Genomic DNA, 26,359 nt, shown 5'->3' on the forward strand with positions numbered 1-26,359 from the left:
GTGAGCGTGAGCGGGGTGTCGAGGGGGCGGCGACGGGGGAGAGTGGTGTGCGCGTACAGCTGGTGACCATGCCGTGGCACCCGATCGATCTGCCCTCTCTCCAAGTGGGCCTGTTGCACCAGCTGTTGCGGCAGGTCCGCCCGGACGACGATGTGCGTGAGTTCCACGGCTCGCTGCGCTGGGCGGAGTTCCTCCTCGAGCGGTCCGGCGGACGGCTGCGCCCCGGTGACTACGAGGCGATCGGCAGCGATTCGATCTTCGACGGCCTCGGTGACTGGGTCTTCTCGGGTGTGCTGTACGAGGACGAGAACTGGGGCGTCGCCCGGCTGAAGGAGTACGCCGCACGTCGCGGCCTCTGCATCGACACCGCCTCCGACATGCGGGTCCACGCGGCCGAGTTCATCGCCGAGTGCGCGACGGAGGTGCTCGCCCAGGAACCGGACGTCGTCGGGTTCACCAGCACGTTCATGCAGAACGTGCCCTCGCTCGCGCTGGCCAGGGAGCTCAAGCGCCGCCGTCCAGGGCTCACCGTCGTCTTCGGCGGCAGCAACTGCGACGGCCCGATGGGGCACGCCCTGCACCGCAACCATCCCTTTGTCGACCACGTGGTGCGCGGCGAGGGCGAGTACGCCTTCCCGGCGCTCCTGCGCCACCTGGACGCCGACACGCCACCCGCCGACGTACCGGGCCTGTGCTGGTGGGAAGGGCAGACGGACGGCCGGGTCTCGCGGGCGAACACCGAGTCCCGGCGCACCGTGGCGCCCTCCGACATCCCCGCGCCCGACTACGACCAGTGGCAGGCAGCCCTCGACGCATCCCCCGTCCTCGAATACGTCTACCCGAAGCTGGTGGTCGAGGGGGCACGCGGCTGCTGGTGGGGCGAGAAGCACCACTGCACCTTCTGCGGGCTCAACGGCTCCTCCATGGCGTTCCGCGCCAAGTCGGGCGAGCAGCTGTGGAGCGAGATCGACCACCTCGTACGACGGCACCGCATCCTCGACGTCGTCACCGTCGACAACATCATCGACATGGCGTACTTCAAGGACTTCCTGCCCCGCGCCGCCGAGAGCGGCTGGGACCTGCGGATGCACTACGAGGTCAAGTCCAACCTCAACCGTGAACAGATCGCCCTCCTCGGGCGGGCCGGAGCCGTGCTCATCCAGCCCGGCATCGAAAGCCTGAGCAACCGGGTCCTCGACCTCATGGACAAGGGCGTCAGCGGCGCCCGCAACGTCCGCACACTCCGTGAGTGCGAGAACCACGCGCTGACCGTCACCTGGAACTACCTGTACGGCTTCCCGGGCGAGACCGTCGAGGACTACGCCCCGGTCGTCGACCAGCTGCCCGCGCTCGTCCACCTGCAGCCCCCGGGCGGCGCCCACCGCATCCAACTGGAGCGGTTCAGCCCGAACTTCACGGACCCGGGGTTCGGCTTCGGCAAGCGGCGCCCAGCCGAGATGTACCACCATGTCTACGACCTGCCCGAGTCCGAACTCTCCGACCTCGTCTACCTGTTCGCGACGGACGACGCGGGCATCGGCAAAGAGACCGAGAGCCGGCTCAAGCGGGCCGTCGCGGCATGGCGCGACGGACATCACGGATCGAGCCTGGTGATGGAGGAAGCGGAGCCGGAGGACGGCGTGGACGTACTGCTCGTACACGACCGGCGCCACGGCTGGCCCCGCTGCACCCACCGGCTGACCGGCTGGCAGGCGGGGGCGCTGCGCCGCCTCGAGGACGGGCGGACGGAGCCCGCGCTGCACCGGCTGCTGACCGGCGACGGACACGACATCCCGGCCGAGGAGCTGTGCGGGTGGATCCAGCAGGCTCAGGCGACGGGGCTGGTGTTCCGCGACGGGCGGACGTACGTGTCCCTGCCCACGTGGGACGTACCGGACCGCATCGACCCCGACCCGGCTCCGCAATCCGCGGACCGTCAGGAGGTGGCCGGATGAGCGGGCTTCCCGCGACCGTCCCCCACCGCGTGATCGGCCGACAGGTCCACGTGGACGTGCCGCTGCGCCTGGGCGGGGCGGGGCGCGAGACGGCGGTGGCGGTCCAGTTCCTGCGCGAGTGCCAGAGCCAACGGCTCCGTACGCACTGGGAGATCGCCTACGAGGACCGGCCGCGAGGCGACGACCCGCTTGACACGCATGACGCCCCGTACGTACGGATGCTGCACCACCTCCCACCACCCGTCGAACAGCGAGACGAACCCAGTGAGTTGAGCGCCTGGCGCGCCTCGTACGCCGCCTTCCCCGCCGGCATGCTCTACCATCGCCGCGGCCCGGACTTCATCACCGTCATGGACCGCAGAGAGCGGCCCGCCTCGGCGAGGTTCACCCTCGACCACCCGGATCTGCTCGCCACCTTCGCCACGGTCCAGGAGCCCACGGCGCTCGGTGAACTCGACGCCGTGCAGCGGGAGGCCGTCGACCTGCTCGCGGCCGAGCGGCTCGCTCTCGTCGCCGACGGTTGGGTGGTGGCCCTGCCGCCGCGGCTGCACCGCTGGCCCGTTCCCTGCACGGGGATCTGAGGGTTGGGCGCGTCACGGGCCGACGGGAAGGTCCCCCTGCGTCGCCACCGTCCCTTCGTGCTGCTGTGCGGCGAGCAGGTCGCCAGCTCCGTCGGGCGGCAGATCACCGCTCTCGCACTGACCTTGCTGGCCGTGACCGACCTCGGCGCGGGGCCGTTCGGGGCGGCCGCGCTGCTGGCGCTGACCTATCTGCCCGGTGCCGTGCTGAGCCCGCTGGCCGGAGCGATCGTCGACCGGATCAGGCTGCGCCGCCTCCTTGTGTGGGTGACCACCCTGCAGACCCTGGTCGTCGGCTCGATCCCGTTGGCCGGCGCGGTGGGGCATGTCACCCTGGCGCACCTGTACGTGGTCGCAGGCGTCTCGGGCACCCTGACCTTCACGCTCTCGGTCGCGCTCCAGGCAGCGCTGCCGCGCGTCGTCGGACCGGAGCGGCTCCTCGCCGCCAACTCGGCGCTGACCGCGGCCCGTACGAGCGGACAGGTCGGCGGGCCCGCGCTCGGCGGTGTCATGGTCGGGCTCCTCGGAGCCGACGCGGCCCTCCTCGCGGGCAGTGCGGCCTACGCGATCGAGGCGCTCCTTCTGTTCGCGCTGCCCGCCGCGCTGAACGCGCTGACAGGCTCGCGGGAGTCCGCCCGCGCGAAGTCCCTGGCCGGCTCGCTGCGCACGGGACTCGCGGTGGTGCGCGCCGAGCGCCGGCTGCGCCGCATGGTCCTGGCGGGTGCCGGACTCAACCTCGGCAGCGGTGCGGCGGCCGCTCTCTACGTCCTCTACGCGACCCGCGATCTCGCCCTGCCCGCCTGGCAGTTGGGCACGACGTACGCTGCCTACAGCGCGGCCACCCTGGCGGGCGCCCTGCTCGCCGGACGCTTCGCCAGGACCTCGGGGCTGTGGCGGGCCACGCGGATCTTCGGACTCGCGGCAGGCGCTGCCGTGTTCCTGATCCCGGCCGCGTCGCTGGGCCTCGCCTTCCCCGTGCTGCTCGCCTACCAGGTCTGCTACGGCCTCTCCGGCACCGTATGGATGATCTCCATGACGACCACGCAGCAACTGGTCACCCCTGACGGCATGCAGGGCCGCGTCGCGGGACTCGTGCAGGCGGTGCTGCTCACGACGGTGCCGGTCGGAGCCCTTGCGGGCGGCGCGCTGGCCGCCTGGCTCGGCAACGTACCCATGCTCATGGGCGCGGCGGCCGTGACCCTGCTCTCCGCGGCGACGCTTTGGGCACCCACGGGGGCGGGCGTCACGGTGCCGGAACGGGCCCTGGACGCGGAGGCGGAGAGCCGCCGCTAGTCACTCACGACGACCTCCGCCTGACTGCCGGTTGTGGACCTCGATATGGGCATACGCATCCGAGATGAGGACGCCGCGAGCCGTCTCCGGGTCCGGCGCCCGGAGCAGGGCCGCTGTCCCGAGCCAGGTGCCGCCGTCGTCGGACAACAGCGGCCCGTACGCGTCCGAGGGGCCTGCCTGCGCCGTTGCTGCTACTCCCTGGCTCCGCGCGGGAGCTGCCCGCCGTCGAAGTACGTCACGAGCTCCGGCTCGAGCTTCGGAACGTCGTACGGCACGCCCCCCTCGCGCAGTGAGCGGGTGGCGAGCGCGCCCGCGGCCACGCTCATCCGGGCCGCGACCGGCGACGTGTCGGTGCGCCCGCCCGCGCGCACGAAGTGGCAGAACTCGCCGACGATGCGCTCGTCGGCACCGCCGTGCGAGCCCTTCGCCTCGGGGACGCGGTACACGACGTCGGCGTCGGAGCGGTAGCCGGTCGGGCCGGTGTTCCAGACGCGCACCTCGTCGCCGGGGCGGTCCCCGAAGTTCTCCAGGCGGCCCTCGGTCCCGATGACCGTGTAGTTGCGGAAGTAGTCGGGGCTGAAGTGGCACTGCTGGTAGGCGGCGATCACGCCGTTGTCCAGACGCATGTTCATCACCGACACGTCCTCGACGTCCACCACGTGGTGGAGGTCCCTGCGCGCGGTCGGCGGCCAGTCGAACTCGCGCAGCCAGCCGTCGGGCCGCGGGGTGTCCGGCGACCTGCGCGGCAGGTCGCCGTAGACCATCAGGTCGCCGAGGGCGTTGACGCGCTGCGTGTAGCCGCCCGCCAGCCAGTGCACGACGTCGATGTCGTGCGCGGCCTTCTGCAGCAGCAGCCCGGTGGTGCGCCGCCGGTCGGCGTGCCAGTCCTTGAAGTAGTAGTCACCTCCGTACGAGACGAAATGCCGTACCCACACGGTCTTCGGCTCGCCGATGTCGCCGCGCGCGATGATGTCGCGCATCAGCCGGACGACGCCCATGTGCCGCATGTTGTGGCCGACGTAGAGTCGGGTGCCGGTCTTGTAGGCGGTGCGCAGAATGGTGTCGCACTGTTCGACTGTGATGCCGAGCGGCTTCTCGACGTACGCAGGCTTGCCCGCTTCGAGGGCGTCGCAGGCGATGGCCTCGTGGGTGTCGTCGGGGCTCGCCACGATGACGGCGTCGAGCGTGGGATCGTCGAGGAGGCGCCGGTAGTCCTCGACGGCCACCGCTCCCTTGTACAACTCGGGTACCTCGGCGCGGATTTCGGGGTCGAGTTCGGCGACCGCCGCCACGACCGAGCCCTTGCCGGGCCGGTGCGCGGCGGTCGCCAGGTTCCGTCGCAGTCCGAGCCCGATGACTCCGATGCGCAAATCTTCCACGTGCGGGTGTCCTGTTCTGGGTGAGCTGTGCGTGGGAAGGTGCCGGCGGGTGCTACTTGGCCGCGGCGATGGCCCGCTCGAACTCGTGGCGCATCGCGTCGCCCGCGGTCCGCTGCCACTTGGGCAGGATGTCCTTCTTGAAGGAGGCCAGCGGCTTGCGGCCGGCGACGATGTCCTTGACGGCGGTGTAGACCTCGTCGGTGGAGGAGGCGCCCTTGTTGGCGAAGGTGTCCGAGAAGAAGCCCGTGGTCGGGTTGATCCTGGCGATCTTCATCAGCTCGACCTCCGTCTCGTGGACGCCGCGGGTGATGTCCGGCTTGCCGGGCAGGTACAGGGTCTGCGGGGCGTTGCCGAAGAAGTTGATGGCCTGCCGGGTGGTGAGGACCTCGGCGTTGCCCTTCTTGTTCAGCACCACGTCGCCGTCCTTGGTGCGGTTGTAGTGCGTGCCCTCGAGACCGTTGTCCAGGAAGAGCCGCTCCTCGGTGCCGAAGGGGGCGGACAGGTAGTTCATGATCTGGAGCAGGGTCTCGATACGGTCCTTGCCCACGTTCTTGCTGATGGCGGTGAAGCCGACGGAGCCGTAGCCGTAGCCCCAGGTGGGAGTCGTGCCCTTCTCGGCGGCGAACGGGACGACGACCTTCTCCGGCCAGTCGTACATGTTGCTGTCGTTCAGGAAGCCCGGGAAGGACTGGACGTGCAGGCCCAGGAAGCCGCCCTCCATCTTCTCCAGGGTGGTCGGCAGGTTCGGGTCCGGCCAGAACAACTGCGCCTTCTGGCACTTGAGGGCGAACTCCAGACCGGCGTGGAACTCGTCGGTCTCGAAGTAGTGGGTGAGCTTGCCGCCGTCCATGCGCCAGCCGTTGGGCGCGCCGTGCCAGTAGGCGAACTGGAGGATGTGGTTCACATACGCGGGCTCCAGGACGTACTTCTTGCGCTTGACGTCGAGGAGTTCCTTCGCCTTGTCGAAGAAGTCCTGGGCGCTGTCGAACCGCACGCCGCCGACCGGCTTCCAGAAGTCCTCGTTGGCGACGTAGACCTGGCCCATGCGGCCGTACGGGACGGCGAGACCCCAGATCATGCCGTTGAAGACGGCTGTCTTCCAGGCGAACTCGGGGATATTGGCGAGGTTCGGGTACTTCTTGACCGCGTCGCCGGAGAGGTACGAGGTGAGGTCGTGGAACTTCGCCTCCAGGAGGGCCGGGACGTTCTTCAGGCCCTGGTTCGGCGGGAACCACATCAGGTCGGGCATCTCGCCGCCGGCGATGATCGCGTTGAACTTCGCGCGGTAGACGTCGTCGGCGCCGAGGCCGTTGACGATCGTCATCTTCAGTTCGGAGCCCAGGCGCCTGTTGAGCTCCTGCCAGTACGCGTTGCGGTTCATCGCCGGGGCCGCGGTCGTGAACGTCTCGGTCAGCACGGTGACCGGCTTGCCGTCACCCGGCTTCCTGCTCGCGCTGCGCACCGGGGACTTGGGATAGCGCAGGTACGCGGGGTCGAGGCCCTGGGCGTTGCCCGGCAGGTCCGGGGCCGGGACGTCGGCGGCGACGTACGTCGGCAGCTTGAGCTTGGCCGACGCCTTCGCGCCGCCGCCCGAGGCACCGCCGGAACCGCAGGCGGTGAGGGTGCCGGCACCGGCGAGGGTGAGGCCGGTGACGCCCGCGGCGCCGAGGAAGCCGCGGCGGTTGAGATCTCTGGCGGACATGGCTCTCCTAAGGAACGTGGAACGTGGAGCGGATGAGGGTGACTGCTTGGGCCCGGTGACGGATCAGGCCTTGATGGCGCCGGTGAGAACGCCCTTGACGAAGTACCTCTGGAGGAAGGGGTAGACGGCGATGATCGGCAGCACCGCGAGGATCAGCACGGCCATCGACAGGGAGGTGCTCGCGGGCAGCACGCTCACGCCGAGGGCCTTCGCGTTGAACGTGTCGCCCTGAAGGACGTACGAGCGCAGGACGACCTGGAGGGGCAGCTTGTTCGGGTCGTTGATGTAGAGCATCGCGTTGAAGAAGCTGTTCCAGTACGTCACCGCGTAGAACATGCCGACCACGGCGATCACGGCCTTGGACAGCGGCAGCACGATCCGGCACAGGATGGTGAGCTCGCCGGCGCCGTCGAGGCGCGCCGCCTCGTGCAGTTCGTCGGGGATGCCCTGGAAGAACGCCCGCACGACGATGATGTTGAAGGCGTTGAGCAGGATCGGCACGACCATCGCCCCGTAGGTGTCGAGCAGTCCGAGCTGCTCCACCACCAGGTAGTTGGGGATGATGCCGGGGGTGAAGAGAAACGTGCCGACGACGATCAGGAGCAGCGGCTTGCCCGCGAAGGTGCGGGGCCGCGAGAGCCCGTACGCGAGAGAGATCGTGCACAGCAGGCTCAGCGCCGTGCCGATCACGGTGACCCCCACGCTGACGAGCGCGGCGCGGGTGATCACGCCTCCGGAGAGGACGACGCGGTACGCCTCGAGGGTGGGGTGCGAGGGGAGGAGGACGTAGCCGCCGTTCGCGGCGAGTTCGGCCTTGGTGGAGAGGCTGGTCCCGATGGCGAGCAGGAAGGGGTAGCCGACGGCCACGATCATCGCGATGATGACGACGAACTTGAGCGTCTGCGCCGCCGGGTTGGGCTGTTCCATCCACGCCGGGCGCTCGGCGGAGCGGCGGCGCTTCCTGATGGCGCTGCGGCTCGAGCGGGGCATCGTGGTGGACATGGGCGTGGTGCTCACTGGTATACCCCCTGCTCGCCGAGGCGGTGCGCGACCTTGTTGGCGAGGACGATCATGACGAACCCGATGACGCCCTTCATCAGACCGGCGGCGGTGGACATGCCCCAGTCGCCGTCGACGACGCCATGGAAGTAGACGTAGGTGTCGAGGACTTCGGAGGCGTCCGCGCCGACGTTGTCGCGCTGGAGGAGGATCTGCTCGAAGCCGACCGACAGGATGTCGCCGAGGCGCAGGATGAGCAGCATGATCATCACGGGCCTGATGCCGGGCAGCGTGATGTGCCACATGCGGCGCAGCCAGCCCGCCCCGTCGATCGCCGCGGACTCGTAGAGCGAGGTGTCGATGGAGGCCATCGCGGCGAGGAAGATGATCGCGCCCCAGCCGGCGTCCTTCCAGATGCTCTGGGAAGTGATCAGGTAGATGAACGTGTCGGGGTTGTTCATGATGTTGCCGATGTGTACGCCGTGGTCGATCAGGTAGCTGGTGACCGTGCCTGCGCCGCCGAAGACCTGCTGGAACATGCCGACGACCACGACCCACGACAGGAAGTGGGGCAGATAGACCACGGTCTGCATCAGCCGGCGGGTCTTGTTGCTGATCAATGAGTTGAGGAAGAGCGCAAGGGCGATCGGCGCGGGGAAGTAGAGGATGAGCTGGACGGCGCTGATCTTCAGCGTGTTCCAGACGGCCGTCCAGAACTCCGGTTCCTCGAAGAGGGCCTTGAAGTTGGCCAAGCCGGTGAACGGGCTTCCCTTGAAGCCGAGGTAGGGCTGGTAGTCCTGGAAGGCGATGCTGTTGCCCGCGAGCGGCAGATAGAAGAAGACCGCGAAGTAGAGGATGCCCGGCACACACAGCAGGAGCAGTGTGCGGTCCCTCCTCAGGCGCTCACGCAGGGTCCGCCGGCCGGTGGGCCTTCGTGCCCCCTTCGTACTGGACGCGTTCTTCCTGCCCGACGTCCCGGGTTCTTCGGGCTGTTGGCCGGGCGGGGTCTTGGATGTGGGTATGGGCGATGCGGACGCAGCGGCCGACACATTCACCTCCTGCGTCGTGTGGTGAGCGAGGGTTGGTTTCCTGAGCCCCTCGCGGGGGCCGCGGCCCGACGCGCGAGGTACCGGAATCTTGCGTCAGTCTGCCCACGAGTGACAAGTCTTGATTGGTAATTCTTTAAATCTTGCAGCTTCACGCACGTGCGCGCAGGCAACGAACACAGCCGAGGCGGTCGCGCACACCGTCCCCCGGCCTGGGCGAAGCTGCTGGTCTCTGTCCGACGGCAGCGGCAAAAGGCGCGTCACCGCCTGCGGGTCGGTGATGTCCGCCGAGGGTGTGACCGCGTGGTCCGCCCTGCTCACCGGGGTCGTGACGGCCTTGCCTGCCGGCTCGTGTCCGCCTCGCTCGGCTGGGCCCACAGCGGGCGTTGCCCTTGCCGGAAACGTCATCCGCCGTGCTCAGGACGCGTGTTGGTTCTCGTGGAGGAGGTCGCCGAGGCGGGTCGGTTCGGCTGGTGGGTGATCAGCGGGTGGCCTGGCGGGCGAGTGCTTGTTCACCGCCCGGCTTGCGGCGGGTCGCCCGTCAGGCGGATTCGCGCAGGCGCTGATGATCAAGGCCGAGGTTGTGGCACAAGCTGAGCGCCGGGAGACGAGCGAACCTCGGCCGGGCCGCCGCCGAGGCGGCAGCCGGTGGCCCGTAGTCGCGTCAGACGGCGATCACGTTGACGCCTGCCTCGGTGAAGCGGGCGGTGGTCTCGGCGCTGATGCCGGTGTCGGTGACCAGCACGTCGACCTGGCTGAGACTGCAGACACGGGCGAAGGCGCGCTTGCCGACCTTGGAGGAGTCGGCTGCGACGACCACCCGCTGCGCCCGCTCGGCGAGCAGCCGGTTGATCGTGGCCTCCCCCTCGTGATGGACGTACGCCCCGCGCTCGATGTCGATCGCGTTGACCCCGAGCACCGCGATGTCCAGGGCGATCTCCTCGAGCACCCCGCTGGCCAACGGGCCGATCAGCTCGTAGGACTGCGGCCGGGCGACACCGCCGGTCACCACGATCTTGATCTGTGGTCGGATCACCAACTCGGTCGCGATGTTGAGGGCGTTGGTCACCACGGTGAGGGCCGGCGGGCGCCCCATCCCGGCCGTGGTGTCCGCGGCGACGTCGGCCCGTACCGCGAGTGCACGGGCGACCTCGGTGATCGTGGTGCCGCCGGTCAGCCCCACCACCTCGCCGACGGCCACCAGATCCGCCGCGGCCCGGCCGATCCGCTGCTTCTCCGAGGCGTGGCGTGCCGTCTTGTAGCGAAGCGGCAACTCGTAGGAGACACCGTGTGCGACCGCGCCGCCTCGGGTGCGGGTGAGCATCTGCTGCTCGGCGAGCTGGTCCAGGTCCCGGCGGATGGTGGCGCCGGAAACGTCGAGGGTGACGGCGGCTTCCTCGACCTCCAGTCGACCGTGCTGGGCCAACAGCTCCAGCAGTGCGTTCCACCGGGCTTCCCTGGACACGGGCACTCTCCTCGCTCTGCGGCTCTCCGCCGCCAAGAATCGCACAGGGCGTCGCTTTTGCAGGCGATCTGCAAGAAGAATGCTTGATGTTGATCGTAATCCATGGCTATCGTGCGCAAATGAGCATTCAATCTTCAGGGCGGAGTGCAGAGATGTCCCATGTCGAGGTCGAGACCGCCAGCCAACCGGAGTGCTGGCGTCGCGCGGCAGATCTGGCTCCCACCCAGCGGGATGCGCTGCCGGCCACGGGCGAGCGGATCGCCGTCGTCGGCTGCGGCACGTCGTACTACATGGCCCAGGCCTACGCCGCGCTGCGCGAAGGCTCCGGCCAGGGCGAGTCCGACGCCTTCGCCGCTTCGGAGTTCCCCACCGGCCGCGGCTACGACCGGGTGGTGGCGCTGACCCGGTCCGGCACCACGACCGAGGTGCTGGAACTGCTCGGGCACCTGCGTGGCACCGTCCGCACCTCGGCGATCACCGCGGACCCTGAGACCCCGGTCATGACGGCGTCCGACAGCGTTACGGTGCTCGACTTCGCCGACGAACGGTCCGTGGTGCAGACCCGCTTCGCCACAGCCGCCCTCACCCTGCTGCGCTCCCACCTCGGCCTGCACACCGACTCCGTCGTCAAGGACGCGGAGACCGCGCTGGCCGAACCGCTCCCCGAAGGCCTGGTCGACTGTTCGCAGTTCACCTTCCTCGGGCGGGGCTGGACAGTCGGCCTGGCCAACGAGGCCGCGCTCAAGATGCGCGAGGCGTCACTGTCCTGGACCGAGTCCTACCCGGCGATGGAGTACCGGCACGGCCCCATCAGCATCACCACAACCACTACCGCCACCTGGATGTTCGGCGAGGCCCCCGAGGGTCTCGCCGAGCAGGTCCGGGGCACCGGTGGACGGTGGGTGGAGGGCCGGCTGGACCCGCTGGCCGAACTGGTCCGGGCGCAACGGCTGGCGATCGCCATATCGGCCGCCCGGGGCCTGGACCCGGACAGCCCGCTTCATCTGACGCGCTCCGTCATCCTCGCCGACGCCTGACCGCCATGGCGTACGTCATCGCTCTCGACGTCGGCGGCACCGGCATCAAGGCCGCGCTGCTGGACCGGGCCGGGCAGGTCCTCCAGCGGTCCTGGCGGCCCACGGGCCGGGAACGCGGCCCACAGGCCGTGGTGCGGGGCATCGTGGACTTCGCCGCAGACCTGCACCGCGAGGCGACCGAGGCGGGGCACCCCGTGTCCGCGGTCGGCCTCGCCCTCCCCGGCACCGTGGACGACGCCACAGGTCGCGGCGTCCACTCGGCGACCACCGGATGGCGCGACATCCCGTTCCGGGACCTGGTCTCCGAGCGAACCGGCCTGCCCACCGTCGTGAGCCACGACGTGCGCGCGGGAGGCGTGGCCGAGGCGCGGCTGGGCGCCGGGCGCGGGCAGCGGCGCTTCCTGTTCGTACCGGTCGGCACCAGCATCGGCGCGGCCGTCATGACGTACGGTCAGGCGGAGTCCGGTGCCCACAACCGGGCCGGCGAGATCGGCCACCTCGTAGTGCGGCCCGGCGGGGAACGGTGCGTCTGCGGCGCCGTCGGATGCGCGGAGAACTATGCATCGGCCGCCGCCGTCGAGCGCCGCTACGCCGCCGCAACCGGAGTGCGCGCCGACCCGGCCCTGATCGCCCGGCGGGCGGCCGACGGCGAACCGGCGGCCGTCGCCGTCTGGGACGAGGCCGTCTCCGTCCTCGCCGACACGCTGATGCTGTGCTGCACGGTGGTGGACCCATCGCTCATCATCCTCGGCGGAGGGTTCGCCGAGTCCGGCGACCTCCTGCTCGGCCCACTGCGCGCGCGGATGGCCGAGCGGGCCACCGTCGCGGTGGTACCGGACCTCGTCCGCGCGCAACTCGGCGACCGGGCGGGTTGCCTGGGCGCGGGGCTGCTGGCCGCGGACCTGCGGCCGGCGGACACGGCCGCAAAGGGGGCAGAGCAGTGATCGTCACCGTGACTCCCAACCCGGCCCTGGACATCACCTACACCGTGCCCGGCTTTCGGCTGCACACCACCCACCGGGTGGCCGAGGTCGCCGCGCAGGCAGGTGGCAAGGGCGTCAACGTCGCCCGGGTACTGCGTGCGCTGGGCCGCAGGACCACTGCCGTACTGCCACTCGGCGGTGCCACCGGCACGGCGGTCGAGGCGGATCTCGTCCGGTCGGGGATCCCTCACCTCTGCGTACCGATCGAGGGCGAGACCCGCCGTACCGTCGCCGTCGCGGACACCGCCGACACAACCATGCTCAACGAGGCCGGTCCGGAGGTCGCCGCGGCGGAATGGGCGGCGCTGCGCGGCCGGGTGCGTGACCTGCTGCCGGAGACCCGGGTGCTGGTCGTCTCCGGCAGTCTGCCGCGCGGCCTGCCCGAGGACGCCTGCGCGGACCTGGTCCGGCTCGCCCGGGACCGCGGGGTGCCGGTGATCCTCGACGCGGACGGCCCGGTGCTGCGGGCCGGCCTGGCCGCACGGCCCACGGTCGTCAAGCCGAACGCCGCCGAGCTGCTCGCCGCGACGGGTATCCACAACCCGGCCGAGGCCGCGACCGCCCTGCTGGCGGCGGGGGCCGAGGCGGTGGTGGCCTCGCTCGGGCCGGACGGTCTGCTTGCCGCCACCCCGGAGGGCTGCTTCCGGACGCGGCCCCCGGAGCGGGTGGCGGGCAACACCGCCGGGGCGGGTGACGCGGTGGTCGCGGCACTGGCGGCCGGCCTTGCCGACGGCGCGGCCTGGTCAGGCATGCTCGGCGACGCGGTCGCGCTTTCGGCGGCGACGGTGCTGGCTCCGCGCGCCGGGGTGTTCGACCCCGGCGCCTATCGGCGCTTCGCGGTGGCAACCACGCGCGCCGCTTCGACCTGACATATTGTCACCTCCTCTTCCTGGAGCACCCATGCCCCTCGCGGCCACCGACCCGCGGGGACGCCGCGCGACGCGGCCGTGCGTTCGCGGCGGGTGCGCTCGGGCCGGTGCGGAGGCTGGTCAAGGATGCATACGGCTCCGGTCGGGGATGTTGCGCATGCGCGTGTCACTGGTCAAAATGGTTACGTGAATCACGCATTCCCCTGTGGGTCGCTCCCGCTCGACTTCGTCGGCACGCTGCGCGCGCGGCGCAACGCGGCGCCGTTGGAGAAGCTCGCCACCCCCGAGCTGCTCGACGACTGGTTCCTGGAGTCGGGGATGGTCGATCTGGCGCCGGGTGCCGGGGAGTCCGAACTCGTCATCGCCGTCGACCTGCGGGAGTCGATCTATGAGCTGGTGACGGCCCGCCTTGACGGGCGGCCCCTGCCCACCGACGCGGTCGCCGAGGTGAACCTTCATGCCGCGGGCCTGCCCGTGGCCGTGCGCCTGGGTCCAGACGGTGTGATCCGCGCGGGGTCCGTCGCGCAGGGTCTCGCGGCCCTCGCTCGCGAGGCGGTGCAGATCGTGGGGGGCGACCAGGCGGACCTGCTGCGGGAGTGCAGCCGTCCCGAGTGCACCCAGGTCTATCTCGATCGCTCGCGGGGGCACCGACGCGAGTGGTGCGCCATGCGGACCTGCGGCAATCGGGTCAAGGCCGCCGCTTATCGGGCCCGCAAACACAGCCACGAAGAGTTGACCGTCTGACGGTCGGACGGTCCGCGCCGCCCGGCTTCTTCGGGATGGCGGCGTGTGCGACGGCCTGTCAAGGTCGCACACCGTGCGTATGTGTCTGTCTCCGGGGGACTCCGTGATGTGTGTGCGCCCCGTTCGCGTCACCGCCTTGACTGGTTACGTGTGGCGGGTCAGGATGGTTGGCGAGTGAGTGGACCTGACGTGATCCACAATCGATGGAGTGGAGAAGGTCATGCACAAGGACGTCGCGGCGGAAGCCGCGGCAGTACGGCACGCGCGCTTCGGGAATCTCCCCGAGCGCATTCGCTTCGAGGACATGACCCAAGAGGTGGATGCCGATCAGGACAGCCGTGTGAACACGTACAACCCCGAGGGAGCGTGGAACCACTACTCGTGCCTCGCTCTGGATCTGGGCCTGTAGCCCTCTGGGCGGGACGGCACACTCCTCCGGGCTGTCAGCAGGAATCAGTTCGTCGACGCACGAAAGGTTCCACATGATCAAGAGGCGCACCTTCAACAAGGCGATGGGCCTGGGCACCGGAGCGGCCGCCGTGTCGGTGACCGGCATGCAGGGTGTACCGAGTGCGGCTCCCGTCATCCCCACCGCCGCCCCCGGCACGCACACCTCGTTCCCCACGATCAAGCAGGTGCACGCCGGCCTGCTGGACGTCGGCTACGCCGAGCTGGGGCCCGCCCACGGTCCGGTGGTCATCTGCCTGCACGGCTGGCCCTACGACATCCACAGCTATGTCGACGTCGCGCCGCTCCTGGCGGCGGAGGGCTGTCGCGTGATCGTCCCCTACCTGCGCGGTCACGGCACGACGCGGTTCCTGTCCGCGCGCACGTTCCGCAACGCCCAGCAGTCGGTGATCGCCCTGGACATCATCGCGCTGATGGACGCCCTGAGGATCGAGAAGGCCCTGATCGCCGGCTTCGACTGGGGCTCGCGGACCGGTGACATCATGGCGGCCCTGTGGCCCGAGCGGGTCAGGGCCCTGGTCTCGGTGAGCGGATACCTGATCACGAACCGCAAGGCCCAGCTGGAGCCGATCGCCCCGGAGGCCGAGCACACCTGGTGGTACCAGTACTACTTCGCCACCGCACGCGGCCTGAAGGCCATGGAGAACCCCAGGCTCCGCCACGACCTGACCAGGTTCGTCTGGCGGCTCGTCTCCCCGACCTGGAAGTTCGACGACGCCACCTTCGCGCGCACCGCGGCGGCCTTCGACAACCCGGACTACGCCACGATCGTCATCCACAACTACCGCTGGCGGCTCAGCCTCGCCGAGGGCGAGCACCGTTACGACCGCTACGAGGACGCGCTGGCGAAGACCCCCACCATCGCCGTGCCCACGATCACGATCGACCCGGCGCTGGACCCCTTCACTCCCCCCGGTGACGGCTCCACGTACCGCGCCATGTTCACGGGCGAGTACGAGCACCGCACCCTGGCCGGTGTCGGCCACAACGTCCCGCAGGAGGCGCCGGCGGCGTTCGCCCAGGCCGTCGTGGACGTCGAGCGCCTCTGACAGCGGCGGGGGACCGGCACGGGCCGGCCCCACGGCGTCCGGCACGGGCGACGCCCTGCGGGTCGCGATCAGGCTTCGGGTCGTGCCCGGTCGGCAGCCGTGCGGCGTGCCGTCATCACCGCGAAGACGAGCACGCCGGCGAAGAGGAACAGCACCCCCTGGTACACGGCCGCGTAACCGGAGCCGGCGACCAGCCACATCGAGAATCCGGCCGCGACGGAGGCGATCAGGCAGTCCCGCACCAGCCGGGCCCGGTCGACCTTCTCGCGCTGCCCCGAGACGAGATGGAAGATCTGCGCGGCGGCGGCCAGCAGGTAGGGCACGGTCGCGGTGAAGGTCGTGATGAGCACCAGGGACTCGAAGACCCTGCCCGAGCCCGACGCGTAGTTGTAGACGGTGAGCAGCGAGGCGAGGACGACGGTGACGAGGACACCGACGGTCGGCACACCGCGCCGGCGGCGCGCGAAGGCGGCGGGGAACAGGCCGTCCTGGGCGGCCGCGTACGGAGTCTGGGCGCTCAGCAGCGTCCAGCCGTTGAGGCAGCCGGTGATCGACACGAGCGCGGCGAGCGCGACGGCCCAGCCGCCCCAGCTCCCGCCGAACATGGCGTTCACGGCGTCGGAGAACGGCGCGGTGGACGTGACCAGGCGGCTGTGCGCGACCGTGCCGAAGACCGAGAGCGTGCCGAGCAGATAGACGAGCGCCGCACCGATCGTGCCGATGACCGTGGCGCGGCCCACGTTGCGGCGGGGGTTCTCGACCTCGCCGGCGCTGACCGAGGCGGACTCCACACCGAGGTAGGAGAAGAGCAGGATCGCCGCGGAGGCGGACACCGCGCCCATCGTGCTGCCGCCGCCCGAGTGGAACGGGCCGAGGTTGTGCGGGTCGAAGAAGAACAGACCGCCGACGGCGACGAGCAGCAGCGGCGCGAACTTCAGCACGGTGGCCACGAGCTGGACGGCGCCCACGTACCGCGTGCCGGCGAAGTTGGCGAGCGCGGGCAGCCACTGGATGACGAGCGCGGCCAGGCACGCGGTCCAGCGGTTGCCGTTCACCGGGATCAGCACGTCGAGGTAGCCGACGGCGGTCACGGCGAGGGCCGCGTTGGACACCCAGCTGGTGATCCAGTACGCCCATGCGGTGAGGAAGCCGGCGAAGTCGCCGAAGGCCTCGCGGGCGTAGACGTAGGGGCCGCCGGTGAGCGGGGTGCGCTCGGCGAGCCGGCCGAAGACCAGCGCGAGCGCGATGGCGCCCACGGTCAGGACCACGAAGGCGACCAGGCTGACCGTGCCGAAGGGGGCGACGGAGGCCGGGAGCAGGAAGATGCCGCCGCCGATGATGTTGCCCATGACCAGGGCGGTCGCGACGGGCAGTCCGAAGCGGCGGGCGTGCCTGCCGTCGTTGCCGTGGGAGTCCTCGCCGGAGATCTCGGGGGTGGGCGAGGGTGCCGGAGCCGACTTGGGGGCGGCGGTTCCGGTGACGTGCATGGGTGGGGGTACCTCTCATAGAACTGGTGTTCCCGGGATCGCCGGGGCGAGCCCATGGTCGGGGATGCCCCGACCGGGCTCCAAATCACCGTTTCTTGTCTCGTGAAGGGCGTCTGATCACGCAAGAAACCCTCCGTCCCGGCCGCCCTGCCGGGAGATATTGCGGTCTGTGCCGAGGTTGCCCCACCTCTCCTCCCGGCGGCCTCACCCCTTGTTCGAGCCGAGGGTGAGGCCGCTGACGAACTGGCGCTGGAGCGCGAAGTACACGATCAGCGTCGGGATGGCGGTGAGCAACGCGCCCGCGGCCACCAGGTTGGGGTCGGTGAAGTACTGGCCGGTGAGGTTGTTCAGAGCCGAGGTGATCGGCATGTTCTCGCCGGTGGAGATCAGCACGAGGGCCCAGAAGAAGTCGTTGTAGATCCAGATCGACAGCAGGGTCGCCAGGGCCGCCATCGCCGGCTTGCACAGCGGCAGGGTGATCTGCCAGTACAGCCGCCACGCCGAGGCGCCGTCGACCAGCGCGGCCTCGGTCAGCTCGTGCGGCAGCGAGCGCATGTAGTTGCTCAGCACGAAAGCGCAGAACCCGGACTGGAACGCCACGTGGATCAGCACGAGCCCGAGCGCGGAGTCGTACAGCTTGCCGCTCGCCGTGACGCCGGGCAGGTTCGTCAGCAGGTACAGCCGGTACAGCGGGGTGATGATGACCTGTTGGGGGAGCAGGTTGCCCGCCGTGAACACCAGCAGCAGCGCCAGGTTGAGACGGAAGTCGAAGCGTGCCACGTAGAAGGCGACGCAGGAGGACAGGAACAGCGTCAGCAGCACGGCCGGTACGGCGATGATCAGCGTGTTGCCGAAGTAGTGCAGCATGTCCGACTGCTGGAACGCGTTCGTGAAGTTGTCGAAGTTCAGCGTGTCCGGCCAGGAGACGTAGCCCTTGGCGCTGGTCTCGCTGTACGGGCGCAGGGCCGAGAAGACGGCCCACAGCAGCGGCGCCAGCCAGGCGAGGGCGGTGCCGGCGAGGAACACGTGCAGCAGGATCCGGGCCGGGCGGACCGGGGCTCGCCGCTTCGGCGGAGCGGTCACGGTCGAGGCGCTCACGAACGGCGCTCCTTCCGGAAGGTGGCCACCAGGTACGGGATGATCACCGCGAGGGAGATGACGAGCAGGACGACGGCGATGGCGGATCCGTAACCGATGCGGCTGGACTCGCCGATGATGTTGTTGGTCACCAGGATCGACAGCAACTCCGTGCCCTGGGCACCCTTGTTGAAGACGAAGACCAGGTCGAAGCAGCGCAGTGCCTCGATGATGGTGACGACGAGGACGATCGTGTTGGTCGGGCGCAGGGTCGGGAAGATGACGTTCTTGAACGTCTGCCACTCGTTGGCGCCGTCCAGCGCGGACGCCTCCCTGAGCGAGGGGTCGACGCTCTTCAGGCCGGCCAGGTACAGGATCATCATGTAGCCGGTGTGCCGCCAGGACGCGGCGACGAGGATCGCCCACAGGTTGAGGTGCGGGTCGCCGATCCAGTCGATGTAGTGCCCGGGTCTGTTGGCGCCGATGATGCTGTTGATCAGGCCCGTGTCCGGGTTGTAGACGAGCTGCCAGACGAAACCGATGCACGCCATCGAGATGACGACGGGCAGGAAGAACGCGGTCTGGTACACCCGGCTGAAGCGGATCCGCTTGTCCAGCTGCACCGCGAGGAACAGGCCGAAGGGCGTCGGGATCAGGATCAGCACCACGAACCAGATGACGTTGTGCTGGACGGCCGGCCAGAACTGCGGGTTGTCGTTGAAGAGTTGCCTGAAGTTGTCGAGGCCCACCCACTTGATCGAGTCGAACCCGATGCCGTCCCAGGTGGTGAAGGCGAGCGCGATGGAGGCGAGGGCGGTGACCCAGACCAGGGCCACGTGCAGGATCGTGGGCACGCCCGCCATCACGGCGAGCGTCAACCGGTCGCGGCGGGTCAGCAGGCGCTGGTGGCCCCGCGTGGCCCGCTTGCTGTCGGACGAGGCACCCGGAGACGGCGGGGTGGCCATCTCCGGGACCTCGGCGGTCGTGTCGGTGGTCATCATGCCGCTCACTGGGACGCGAAGATCGTCTTCTTCTGGCGCTCGATCGACGAGAGCAGACCGTCCACGCCCTTGGGGTTCTGGATGAACTTCTGCAGGCTCGGCTGCATCACCGTGGAGGTGAAGTCCGGCCGGCTGTCGCGGTCCATGAACTGGGTGAGGGTCTTGGCGCTGCCGATCATCTCGAACGCCTTCTTCTGCAGCGGCGAGTACGCGGAGGTGTCGGCCTTGTCGGAGGCGGCCACCACGCTCGAGTCCGTCTTGAGGTAGAGCTCCTCGGCCGCCGGAGTGCCCAGGTACTCCAGCAGCTTGACCACGCCGTCGTGGTTCTTGGGCGCCTTGCTGACCATGAAGCCGTCGGTGGGTGCCTCGACGGTGTCCTGGCCGTAGGCGGGGTTGATCTCGGGGAAGGCGAAGAAGTCGAGGTCGTCCAGATCGGTCTTGTCGGTGAACTGCTGGGCCACGAAGCTGCCCAGGAGGTACATGCCGGCCTTCTTCGCCACCAGCGTCTGCGCGGCGTCCTGCCAGGTGCGGCCCATCGAGCCTTCCTGGTGGTAGGGGAGGAGCTCGGTCCAGTGGTCGAAGACGGCCTTGACCTTGGCGTCGGTCCAGGACGCCTTGCCCGCCATCAGCTGGACGTGGAAGTCGTAGCCGTTGAGGCGGAAGTTGATCTGGTCGAAGGTGCCCATCGCCGGCCACGCGTCCTTGTCGCCGAAGGCGATCGGGACCAGTCCGTCCTTCTTCATCTGCTTGCACAGGGCCATCAACTGGTCCCAGGTGGTGGGGACCTGGTAGCCGTGCTGCTGGAAGACGCTCTTGCGGTAGAAGACAGCCCAGGGGTACGAAGTCATCGGCAGGAAGTAGTACTTGCCGTCCTCGCCCTTGCTGAGCTTCTTCATCGCCTCGGGGAAGTTGCCCCCGATCTTCTGCCACACGTCGTCGATCGGCGCGGCGAGCTTCTTGGCGGCGAAGAACTGCATGCGGAAGCCCGCGAACCAGTTGAACACGTCGTCCGGCGTGCCCTGGAGGTAGGAGTTGATCTGCTCCTGGAAGGTGTTGTGGTCCTTCGTGTTCACGTTCACCGTGATGCCCGACTGCTTCTTGAAGGCCGCGTAGACCTCCGTGAACGCCTTCTTGGGCACCGCGTCCGACGCGTTGGAACCCACGGTGACGGTCTTCGGGTCGGACCCCGAACCGCTGCCGCCGCAGGCGCTCAGCAGGGGTATGCCGGCGCCGGCGAGGACGGCCGCGCCACCGGCTCCGCGCAGCAGCGAGCGACGGCTGGGACCTGGGACGGAGAGACCGGACGACGAGTGGCGCATGGCGGCTCCTGAGGCATACAGGGTTCGGTCAAGGGATTGAGTCGACTCCTGAAGGTGTACGAAACCGATCAGAAACCAACTCGACCAAACATCGTGGCCGTAATAACAGCTCCAAGTCCGCGCAGGCGTCAATAGCTCGGTGGGCACTGGGGAGTCTCTTGCCCGAAACGTAATCCCAATCGTTACCTGCGCATTCGGCGCGGGACGGGGCGAGCGGCCCGCCGCGCCGGGGGCGGCCGGGAGGCTGTGTGAACGCGGGCGGTTCCGATTCAGGGCCTGACCAGCAGTTGGAAGTCGAAGGAGTACTGCGACGCCCGGTAGACGTGGCTGCCGTACTCGACCGGCCGGCCGGTGTCGTCGTACGCCGTGCGCCGCATGGTGAGCAGTGCCGCCCCCTCCTTCTCGTCCAGCAGGGCCGCCTCCTCGGCGCCGGCGCTGCGGGCGCCGACGGTCTGGTGGGCGCTGTGCAAGGTGATGCCCGCCGAGCGCAACATCCGGTACAGCCCCGTCGACTCCAGCCGCCCGGTGTCGAGTTGGAGCAGTGACGCGGGCAGGTAGTTGCAGAGGAACGCCACCGGCCGGCCGTGCGTGCCGCGCAGCCGCTCCAGCACGGTGACGTCGGCGCCTTCGGGAAGAGTCAGGGCGGCGGCCACCTCCGCGGTCGCGGGGACGCGTTCGTTGCGCAGCACCCGGGTGGTCGGGTTCTGTCCGGCCGCCTCCAGGTCGTCGTAGAGGCTGCTCAGCTCCAGGGGGCGTCTGACCCTGGTGTGCACCACCTGTGTCCCGACGCCGCGGCGGCGCACCAACAGCCCCTTGTCGACCAGGGACTGGATCGCCTGGCGGACGGTGGGCCGGGACAGGCCGAGGCGCACGGACAGGTCGATCTCGTTGCCCAGGAGGTTGCCCGGGGCGAGGGCCCCGCGCTCGATGGCCGCCTCCAACTGCTGGGCCAGCTGGTGGTAGAGCGGCACCGGGCTCGTGCGATCGAGGGTGAAGTCAAGGGAGTCGACCATGGAGACGGTCACAGGACGGGCGGGATCACCGGTCCTCGCCACGGGGTAGGAGTGGCTCATGCTTCTCAGGTGTAGGCGTGGGCAGTCGGTGCTGTCAATGCTTTGTACTTACATTCTGACCTGTTTGTGAAATGATGTCTTAACAAAATATTGACTTCAGGCTCGACAAGGGCTTTGATCCCGTCCCAACGTACTGCCCCATGCACAGCGCCCCTTTCGCCGTACCACAGTGAGGTGCAGGAAAGATGGACCGCTCTTCTCGCTCCCGCTCCCGCACGCCGGCCCTCGTCGTCGCCGTGGCCGCCGCGGCGGCCCTCGCCCTCGCCGGCTGCTCCAGCAGCTCCGGAGGGAAGAAGGCCGAAGAGACGGGGTCGGGTGCCTCGGCCGGCAAGGCCGACACCCCCCGGATGACGGTCGCCCTGGTCACCCACCAGTCGCCAGGCGACACGTTCTGGGACATCGTCCGCAAGGGCGCCGAGGCCGCAGCCGCCAAGGACAACGTCAAGCTGATCTACTCCGCCGATCCGAACGCCGGCGCCCAGGCCAACTATGTGCAGAACGCGATCGATCAGAAGGTCGACGGCATCGCGGTCACCCTGGCCAAGCCCGACGCCATGAAGGACGTGGTCGCCAAGGCCGGCGCGGCGAAGATCCCGGTGGTCGGCCTGAACTCCGGCGTCAGTGACTGGAAGAAGCTCGGCCTGCTGGAGTTCTTCGGGCAGGACGAGACGGTGGCGGGCGAGGCGTTCGGCAAGAAGCTGAACGAGGTCGGCGCCAAGAAGGCCGTCTGCGTGATCCAGGAACAGGGCAACGTCGGCCTCACTCAGCGCTGCGACGGTGTGAAGAAGACGTTCTCCGGCACGACCGAGACGCTGTACGTGAACGGCGCCGACATGCCGTCCGTGAAGTCGACGATCACGGCCAAGCTGAAGCAGGACAGCTCCATCGACTACGTGGTCACCCTCGGCGCCCCGTTCGCGCTGACCGCGGCGCAGTCGGTGGGCGACGCGGGCAGCAAGGCCAGGGTCGCCACCTTCGACCTGAACAAGCAGCTCAGCGGCGCCATCAAGAAGGGCACCATCCAGTTCGCGGTGGACCAGCAGCCCTACCTGCAGGGCTACCTGGCGATCGACTCGCTGTGGCTGTACAAGAACAACGGCAACTACAGCGGTGGCGGCGAGCAGCCGGTCCTGACCGGCCCGGCCTTCGTCGACAAGTCCAACGTCGACCGGGTCGCGCAGTTCGCCGAGAAGGGCACCCGGTGACGAGCATGGCCCGACAAGCCGAGCCGGCGGTCGGGAGGCCGCAGGCGTCGGGCCCCGAGGGCGAGGACGGCCGCACCAGACGGCGCCCTCTGGCGCTGCGCCTGCTCGCCCGGCCCGAAGTGGGCGTCTTCCTGGGTGCCGTGGCCGTCCTGGTCTTCTTCCTGATAGCGGCGCCCTCGGTCCGCCAGGGCAGCTCGATGGCCACGGTCTTCTACCAGTCCTCGACCATCGGCATCATGGCCCTCCCGGTCGCCCTGCTGATGATCGGCGGAGAGTTCGACCTGTCCTCCGGCGTCGCCGTGATCACCTCCGCGCTCACCGCGAGCATGCTCAGCTACCAGCTGACCGCGAACGTGTGGACCGGCGTGATCGTCGCCCTCGTCGTCTCGCTGGCCATCGGCGCCCTCAACGGCTGGATGGTCGTCAGAACGGGTTTGCCCAGCTTCCTGGTCACCCTTGGCACCTTCCTGATCCTGCAGGGCGTCAACCTCGCCGTCACCAAGCTGGTCACCGGGAACGTCGCCACGGACGACATCAGTGACATGGACGGCTTCGGCCAGGCCAAGAGGATCTTCGCGTCCTCCGTCGACATCGGCGGCGTCGAGGTGAAGATCACGATCTTCTACTGGCTCGCCTTCGCGGCCCTGGCCACCTGGGTGCTGCTGCGCACCAAGTACGGCAACTGGATCTTCGCCGTCGGCGGCGACAAGGAGAGCGCCCGCGCCGTCGGTGTGCCGGTGAACTTCACCAAGATCACGCTGTTCATGCTGGTCGGCTTCGGCGCGTGGTTCGTCGGCATGCACAACCTGTTCTCCTTCAACAGCGTGCAGTCCGGCGAGGGCGTCGGCCAGGAGCTGATCTACATCGCCGCCGCGGTCATCGGCGGCTGCCTGCTCACCGGCGGCTACGGCTCCGCGATCGGCCCCGTCTTCGGCGCGTTCATGTTCGGCATGGTCAACCAGGGCATCGTCTTCGCGGGCTGGAACCCCGACTGGTTCAAGGCCTTCCTCGGCGTGATGCTGCTCGGCGCCGTCCTGATCAATCTGTGGGTCCAGCGCACGGCGACCCGGAGGTGACCCGATGACCGACAACGGAACCGGAAGCCACGGCACCGTCCTCAAGGACCCGGCGCCCACCCAGGACGCCCCGCTCGTCGAACTGCGCGGCGCCGGCAAGTCCTACGGCAACATCCGCGCCCTGCACGGCGTCGACCTCGCGGTCCACGCGGGCCGTGTCACCTGCGTCCTCGGTGACAACGGCGCCGGCAAGTCCACCCTCATCAAGATCGTCTCCGGGCTGCACCAGCACACCGAGGGCGACTTCCTCGTCGACGGCACCCCGGTGCGCTTCAGCACCCCGCGCGAGGCCCTCGACAAGGGCATCGCCACCGTCTACCAGGACCTCGCCACCGTCCCGCTCATGCCCGTGTGGCGGAACTTCTTCCTCGGCTCCGAGATGACCAAGGGCCCCTGGCCGGTCCGCCGCCTGGACATCGCCCGCATGAAGGCGACCGCCGACCGGGAACTGCGCAACATGGGCATCGTCCTGGACGACCTGGAGCAGCCCGTCGGCACGCTCTCCGGCGGCCAGCGCCAGTGCGTGGCGATCGCGCGCGCCGTCTACTTCGGCGCCCGTGTGCTGATCCTCGACGAGCCGACCGCCGCGCTCGGTGTCAAGCAGTCCGGTGTCGTGCTGAAGTACATCGCCGCCGCCCGCGACCGCGGCCTCGGCGTCATCTTCATCACCCACAACCCGCACCACGCCTACATGGTCGGCGACCACTTCAGCGTGCTGCGCCTCGGCACCCTCGAACTCAGTGCCGACCGCAGCGAGGTCGGCCTGGAGGAGCTGACCAACCACATGGCCGGCGGCGCCGAACTCGCGGCTCTCAAGCACGAGTTGGCGCAGGTGCGCGGAGTCGACGTCGAGGAGCTCCCCGAGAAGGAGGACCTGACCGCACCGGTGGCGGCCGCCCCCGAGGAGACGGGCTGACGTGGCCGCCCCCGAGGAGACGGGCTGACGTGGCCGGCCCCGCCCCGCTCGCGGCCGGTGGACGAGGTGGGGGCCGGGGGCCGGGGCGGGAACCAGCGGGGGGTGTCCGGGCGTTGTGACCGATGACGGGGGAACGTCCGCGAGGACGGTGGGAACGGAGGACGACATGGCAGACCGTACGGAACGCCGCGACACGTCCGCGGCGCCGGCCGCCGAGGATTTCGCCGAGGTGGTCGCCGAGGTGGCCGACGCCCCGGGCCGGAGCCGCTTCAGCCACCTGCCCGAGCGGATACGTCCCGAGGACATGGTGGAGACCAGCCCGGCGACCGTGCCCGACCCGGCGCGGGTCGACTACAACGCGGACGAGTGGCTGGTGCGTTACTGCCTCTGAACCGCGCCGACCCGGGGCGGCGGCGGGGCCGACCCGGGTCGGCGGGCAGGTCAGGCGCCCCGGACCTCGGCGATCGTCACCGGCCGGTGCTCGTGCAGGGACAGGGTGCAGGCCTCGGCGACCCAGCCCGCCTCCAGCGCGTCCCCGACGGTGCAGGGGGAGGGGCGGGATCCGGCCACGACCTCGGTGAAGGCGGTGAGTTCGGCGCGGTAGGCGTCGGCGAAGCGGTCCATGAAGAAGTCGTGCGGGGTGCCCGAAGGGAAGGCCACGCCGCGTTCGACGGAGCGCAGCGGGAGCTTCTCGTCCAGGCCGACCGCGATGGAGTCCTTGAAGCCGTGGAGCTCCATGCGGACGTCGTAACCGCGGGCGTTGTGGCGGGAGTTGGAGACCACCGCGATCGTTTCGTCGTCCAGGGTGAGGATCACGCCGGTGGTGTCGGCGTCGCCCGCCTCCTTGATGTACTCGGCACCCCGGTTGCCACCCACGGCGTACACCTCGGTGACCTCGCGGCCGGTCACCCAGCGGATGATGTCGAAGTCGTGCACGGAGCAGTCGCGGAAGATGCCGCCCGAGGCCGCGACGTAGGCGGCGGGCGGCGGCGCGGGGTCCAGCGTGGTCGAGCGGACGGTGTGCAGTCTGCCCAGCTCACCGGCCCGGACCGCGGCCCGCGCCGCGCCGAAGCCCGCGTCGAAGCGCCGGTTGTAGCCGATCTGGATCGGCACCTCGCTGTCCCGGACGGCCTCGAGGACGTCGACACCCTCCGCCATCGTGCGGGCGACCGGTTTCTCGCAGAAGACGGGGACACCCGCCTCCACCCCGGCCAGGATCAGGGCGGGGTGGGCGTCGGTCGCGGCCGCCACGACGATGCCGTCCACGCCGGCGGCCAGCAGCGCCTCCGGCGAGTCGGCGACCTCGGCCCCGAAGCGCTCGGCGGCGGCCTTGGCCGCGTCCGCGAACGGGTCGGTGACGACGAGGGACTCGACGGCGTCGAGCCCGGAGAGGGTCTCGGCGTGGAAGGCGCCGATGCGGCCGAGGCCGAGGATTCCGATGCGCATGTGCTTCGCTGCTTCCTGTGGGTGGTGGGTGCGGTGCGTCGCCGGGTCCTGGCCCCGGCCCCGGTCGTCCTTCGGGCTCGCTCCCGGTCATCCTTCGGTCTCGGTCCCGAGTGGGCCCGGCGTGGTTCGGTCCAGGCCGCCCAGGACCTTCTGGTCCTGGTCGGTCACCGACCCGGTGACCACACGCGCCGC

General features: G+C 69.6%; 24 protein-coding genes and 1 pseudogene. 13 read left to right on the plus strand and 12 right to left on the minus strand.

Annotated features, from left to right (window positions below; genetic code table 11):
- Nucleotides 1-47: 47 nt before the first annotated feature.
- The 3 genes from ACWD5D_RS10550 to ACWD5D_RS10560 are packed head-to-tail and all read left to right on the plus strand — an operon-like array spanning nt 48 to nt 3,826.
- A complete protein-coding gene (locus ACWD5D_RS10550) occupies nt 48-1,955 on the plus strand; it encodes a RiPP maturation radical SAM C-methyltransferase (RefSeq protein ID WP_451372413.1) in 1,908 nt (635 codons plus the stop codon).
- Nucleotides 1,952-2,536: a DUF5825 family protein gene (locus ACWD5D_RS10555; protein WP_451372414.1), complete on the plus strand. Its 585-nt coding sequence runs from the start codon at nt 1,952-1,954 to the stop codon at nt 2,534-2,536. Before ACWD5D_RS10550 ends, ACWD5D_RS10555 begins: the two co-directional genes overlap by 4 nt.
- A gap of 3 nt (nt 2,537-2,539) precedes the next feature.
- A complete protein-coding gene (locus ACWD5D_RS10560) occupies nt 2,540-3,826 on the plus strand; it encodes an MFS transporter (protein WP_451372415.1) in 1,287 nt (428 codons plus the stop codon).
- Here ACWD5D_RS10560 and ACWD5D_RS10565 read toward each other — a convergent pair.
- The 6 genes and pseudogenes from ACWD5D_RS10565 to ACWD5D_RS10590 all read right to left on the minus strand — a co-directional run.
- Nucleotides 3,827-3,988 (minus strand): annotated as a pseudogene (locus ACWD5D_RS10565) (YciI family protein); the annotation flags it as partial.
- A gap of 29 nt (nt 3,989-4,017) precedes the next feature.
- A complete protein-coding gene (locus ACWD5D_RS10570; protein ID WP_451372416.1) occupies nt 4,018-5,205 on the minus strand; it encodes a Gfo/Idh/MocA family protein in 1,188 nt (395 codons plus the stop codon).
- 52 nt (nt 5,206-5,257) lie between these two features.
- A complete protein-coding gene (locus ACWD5D_RS10575; protein WP_451372417.1) occupies nt 5,258-6,907 on the minus strand; it encodes a hypothetical protein in 1,650 nt (549 codons plus the stop codon).
- A 63-nt stretch (nt 6,908-6,970) separates the two neighbouring features.
- Nucleotides 6,971-7,897, minus strand: coding sequence for a carbohydrate ABC transporter permease (locus tag ACWD5D_RS10580; protein WP_451372549.1), 927 nt, complete (start codon nt 7,895-7,897; stop codon nt 6,971-6,973).
- Nucleotides 7,898-7,920: 23 nt separating this feature from the next.
- Complete coding sequence (locus ACWD5D_RS10585; protein WP_451372418.1) at nt 7,921-8,955, minus strand: ABC transporter permease; 1,035 nt, start codon at nt 8,953-8,955, stop codon at nt 7,921-7,923.
- 661 nt (nt 8,956-9,616) lie between these two features.
- Complete coding sequence (locus tag ACWD5D_RS10590; RefSeq protein ID WP_451372419.1) at nt 9,617-10,417, minus strand: DeoR/GlpR family DNA-binding transcription regulator; 801 nt, start codon at nt 10,415-10,417, stop codon at nt 9,617-9,619.
- A gap of 152 nt (nt 10,418-10,569) precedes the next feature.
- Here ACWD5D_RS10590 and ACWD5D_RS10595 point away from each other — a divergent pair, with 152 nt between their 5' ends.
- The 6 genes from ACWD5D_RS10595 to ACWD5D_RS10620 all read left to right on the plus strand — a co-directional run bounded on the left by ACWD5D_RS10595 (nt 10,570) and on the right by ACWD5D_RS10620 (nt 15,567).
- The gene (locus ACWD5D_RS10595; protein ID WP_451372420.1) at nt 10,570-11,454 is read left to right on the plus strand and encodes an SIS domain-containing protein; all 885 of its coding nucleotides are present in this window, start codon (nt 10,570-10,572) and stop codon (nt 11,452-11,454) included.
- Between the two features lie 5 nt (nt 11,455-11,459).
- Nucleotides 11,460-12,398: an ROK family protein gene (locus ACWD5D_RS10600; RefSeq protein ID WP_451372421.1), complete on the plus strand. Its 939-nt coding sequence runs from the start codon at nt 11,460-11,462 to the stop codon at nt 12,396-12,398.
- A complete protein-coding gene (locus tag ACWD5D_RS10605) occupies nt 12,395-13,306 on the plus strand; it encodes a 1-phosphofructokinase family hexose kinase (protein ID WP_451372422.1) in 912 nt (303 codons plus the stop codon). Before ACWD5D_RS10600 ends, ACWD5D_RS10605 begins: the two co-directional genes overlap by 4 nt.
- 186 nt (nt 13,307-13,492) lie before the next feature.
- The gene (locus ACWD5D_RS10610) at nt 13,493-14,050 is read left to right on the plus strand and encodes a CGNR zinc finger domain-containing protein (RefSeq protein ID WP_451372423.1); all 558 of its coding nucleotides are present in this window, start codon (nt 13,493-13,495) and stop codon (nt 14,048-14,050) included.
- A 220-nt stretch (nt 14,051-14,270) separates the two neighbouring features.
- Nucleotides 14,271-14,459, plus strand: a complete 189-nt coding sequence (locus ACWD5D_RS10615) for a hypothetical protein (protein ID WP_451372550.1) — start codon at nt 14,271-14,273, stop codon at nt 14,457-14,459.
- A 73-nt stretch (nt 14,460-14,532) separates the two neighbouring features.
- Entirely contained in the window at nt 14,533-15,567 is a 1,035-nt protein-coding gene (locus ACWD5D_RS10620) for an alpha/beta fold hydrolase (protein WP_451372424.1), read from the plus strand.
- Between the two features lie 68 nt (nt 15,568-15,635).
- On the opposite strand, the gene ACWD5D_RS10625 is transcribed toward ACWD5D_RS10620, so the two are convergent.
- From ACWD5D_RS10625 to ACWD5D_RS10645, 5 genes are all read right to left on the minus strand, one after another.
- The gene (locus tag ACWD5D_RS10625) at nt 15,636-17,054 is read right to left on the minus strand and encodes an amino acid permease (protein WP_451372425.1); all 1,419 of its coding nucleotides are present in this window, start codon (nt 17,052-17,054) and stop codon (nt 15,636-15,638) included.
- 204 nt (nt 17,055-17,258) lie between these two features.
- Entirely contained in the window at nt 17,259-18,152 is an 894-nt protein-coding gene (locus ACWD5D_RS10630) for a carbohydrate ABC transporter permease (RefSeq protein ID WP_451372426.1), read from the minus strand.
- Nucleotides 18,149-19,129, minus strand: a complete 981-nt coding sequence (locus ACWD5D_RS10635) for a carbohydrate ABC transporter permease (RefSeq protein ID WP_451372551.1) — start codon at nt 19,127-19,129, stop codon at nt 18,149-18,151. The genes ACWD5D_RS10630 and ACWD5D_RS10635 overlap by 4 nt, the downstream gene beginning before the upstream one ends.
- A gap of 8 nt (nt 19,130-19,137) precedes the next feature.
- Nucleotides 19,138-20,451: an ABC transporter substrate-binding protein gene (locus ACWD5D_RS10640; RefSeq protein WP_451372427.1), complete on the minus strand. Its 1,314-nt coding sequence runs from the start codon at nt 20,449-20,451 to the stop codon at nt 19,138-19,140.
- Nucleotides 20,452-20,720: 269 nt separating this feature from the next.
- Nucleotides 20,721-21,506, minus strand: coding sequence for a GntR family transcriptional regulator (locus ACWD5D_RS10645; RefSeq protein ID WP_451372552.1), 786 nt, complete (start codon nt 21,504-21,506; stop codon nt 20,721-20,723).
- A 203-nt stretch (nt 21,507-21,709) separates the two neighbouring features.
- Here ACWD5D_RS10645 and ACWD5D_RS10650 point away from each other — a divergent pair, with 203 nt between their 5' ends.
- The 4 genes from ACWD5D_RS10650 (at nt 21,710) to ACWD5D_RS10665 (ending at nt 25,112) form a co-directional block, all read left to right on the plus strand.
- Complete coding sequence (locus tag ACWD5D_RS10650) at nt 21,710-22,729, plus strand: sugar ABC transporter substrate-binding protein (RefSeq protein WP_451372428.1); 1,020 nt, start codon at nt 21,710-21,712, stop codon at nt 22,727-22,729.
- Nucleotides 22,730-22,734: 5 nt separating this feature from the next.
- On the plus strand, nt 22,735-23,805 hold the full coding sequence (locus ACWD5D_RS10655; RefSeq protein WP_451372429.1) for an ABC transporter permease: 1,071 nt from the start codon (nt 22,735-22,737) through the stop codon (nt 23,803-23,805).
- A 4-nt stretch (nt 23,806-23,809) separates the two neighbouring features.
- Nucleotides 23,810-24,721, plus strand: coding sequence for an ATP-binding cassette domain-containing protein (locus tag ACWD5D_RS10660; RefSeq protein WP_451372430.1), 912 nt, complete (start codon nt 23,810-23,812; stop codon nt 24,719-24,721).
- 166 nt (nt 24,722-24,887) lie between these two features.
- Nucleotides 24,888-25,112, plus strand: a complete 225-nt coding sequence (locus tag ACWD5D_RS10665) for a hypothetical protein (protein ID WP_451372431.1) — start codon at nt 24,888-24,890, stop codon at nt 25,110-25,112.
- Nucleotides 25,113-25,162: 50 nt separating this feature from the next.
- Here ACWD5D_RS10665 and ACWD5D_RS10670 read toward each other — a convergent pair whose 3' ends face one another.
- Entirely contained in the window at nt 25,163-26,167 is a 1,005-nt protein-coding gene (locus tag ACWD5D_RS10670) for a Gfo/Idh/MocA family protein (protein WP_451372432.1), read from the minus strand.
- Between the last annotated feature and the right edge of the window lie 192 nt (nt 26,168-26,359).

This window comes from Streptomyces sp. NPDC002520 (assembly GCF_053595235.1).

What these genes read in the sequence shown, in the direction of transcription:
- ACWD5D_RS10625 (WP_451372425.1), bottom strand. Translation starts at nt 17,054, where the DNA reads ATGCACGTCACCGGAACCGCCGCCCCCAAGTCGGCTCCGGCACCCTCG.
- ACWD5D_RS10600 (WP_451372421.1), top strand. Translation starts at nt 11,460, where the DNA reads ATGGCGTACGTCATCGCTCTCGACGTCGGCGGCACCGGCATCAAGGCC.
- ACWD5D_RS10650 (WP_451372428.1), top strand. Translation starts at nt 21,710, where the DNA reads ATGGACCGCTCTTCTCGCTCCCGCTCCCGCACGCCGGCCCTCGTCGTC.
- ACWD5D_RS10665 (WP_451372431.1), top strand. Translation starts at nt 24,888, where the DNA reads ATGGCAGACCGTACGGAACGCCGCGACACGTCCGCGGCGCCGGCCGCC.
- ACWD5D_RS10620 (WP_451372424.1), top strand. Translation starts at nt 14,533, where the DNA reads ATGATCAAGAGGCGCACCTTCAACAAGGCGATGGGCCTGGGCACCGGA.
- ACWD5D_RS10615 (WP_451372550.1), top strand. Translation starts at nt 14,271, where the DNA reads ATGCACAAGGACGTCGCGGCGGAAGCCGCGGCAGTACGGCACGCGCGC.
- ACWD5D_RS10670 (WP_451372432.1), bottom strand. Translation starts at nt 26,167, where the DNA reads ATGCGCATCGGAATCCTCGGCCTCGGCCGCATCGGCGCCTTCCACGCC.
- ACWD5D_RS10640 (WP_451372427.1), bottom strand. Translation starts at nt 20,451, where the DNA reads ATGCGCCACTCGTCGTCCGGTCTCTCCGTCCCAGGTCCCAGCCGTCGC.
- ACWD5D_RS10660 (WP_451372430.1), top strand. Translation starts at nt 23,810, where the DNA reads ATGACCGACAACGGAACCGGAAGCCACGGCACCGTCCTCAAGGACCCG.
- ACWD5D_RS10635 (WP_451372551.1), bottom strand. Translation starts at nt 19,129, where the DNA reads ATGACCACCGACACGACCGCCGAGGTCCCGGAGATGGCCACCCCGCCG.
- ACWD5D_RS10580 (WP_451372549.1), bottom strand. Translation starts at nt 7,897, where the DNA reads ATGCCCCGCTCGAGCCGCAGCGCCATCAGGAAGCGCCGCCGCTCCGCC.
- ACWD5D_RS10575 (WP_451372417.1), bottom strand. Translation starts at nt 6,907, where the DNA reads ATGTCCGCCAGAGATCTCAACCGCCGCGGCTTCCTCGGCGCCGCGGGC.
- ACWD5D_RS10595 (WP_451372420.1), top strand. Translation starts at nt 10,570, where the DNA reads ATGTCCCATGTCGAGGTCGAGACCGCCAGCCAACCGGAGTGCTGGCGT.
- ACWD5D_RS10655 (WP_451372429.1), top strand. Translation starts at nt 22,735, where the DNA reads ATGGCCCGACAAGCCGAGCCGGCGGTCGGGAGGCCGCAGGCGTCGGGC.
- ACWD5D_RS10555 (WP_451372414.1), top strand. Translation starts at nt 1,952, where the DNA reads ATGAGCGGGCTTCCCGCGACCGTCCCCCACCGCGTGATCGGCCGACAG.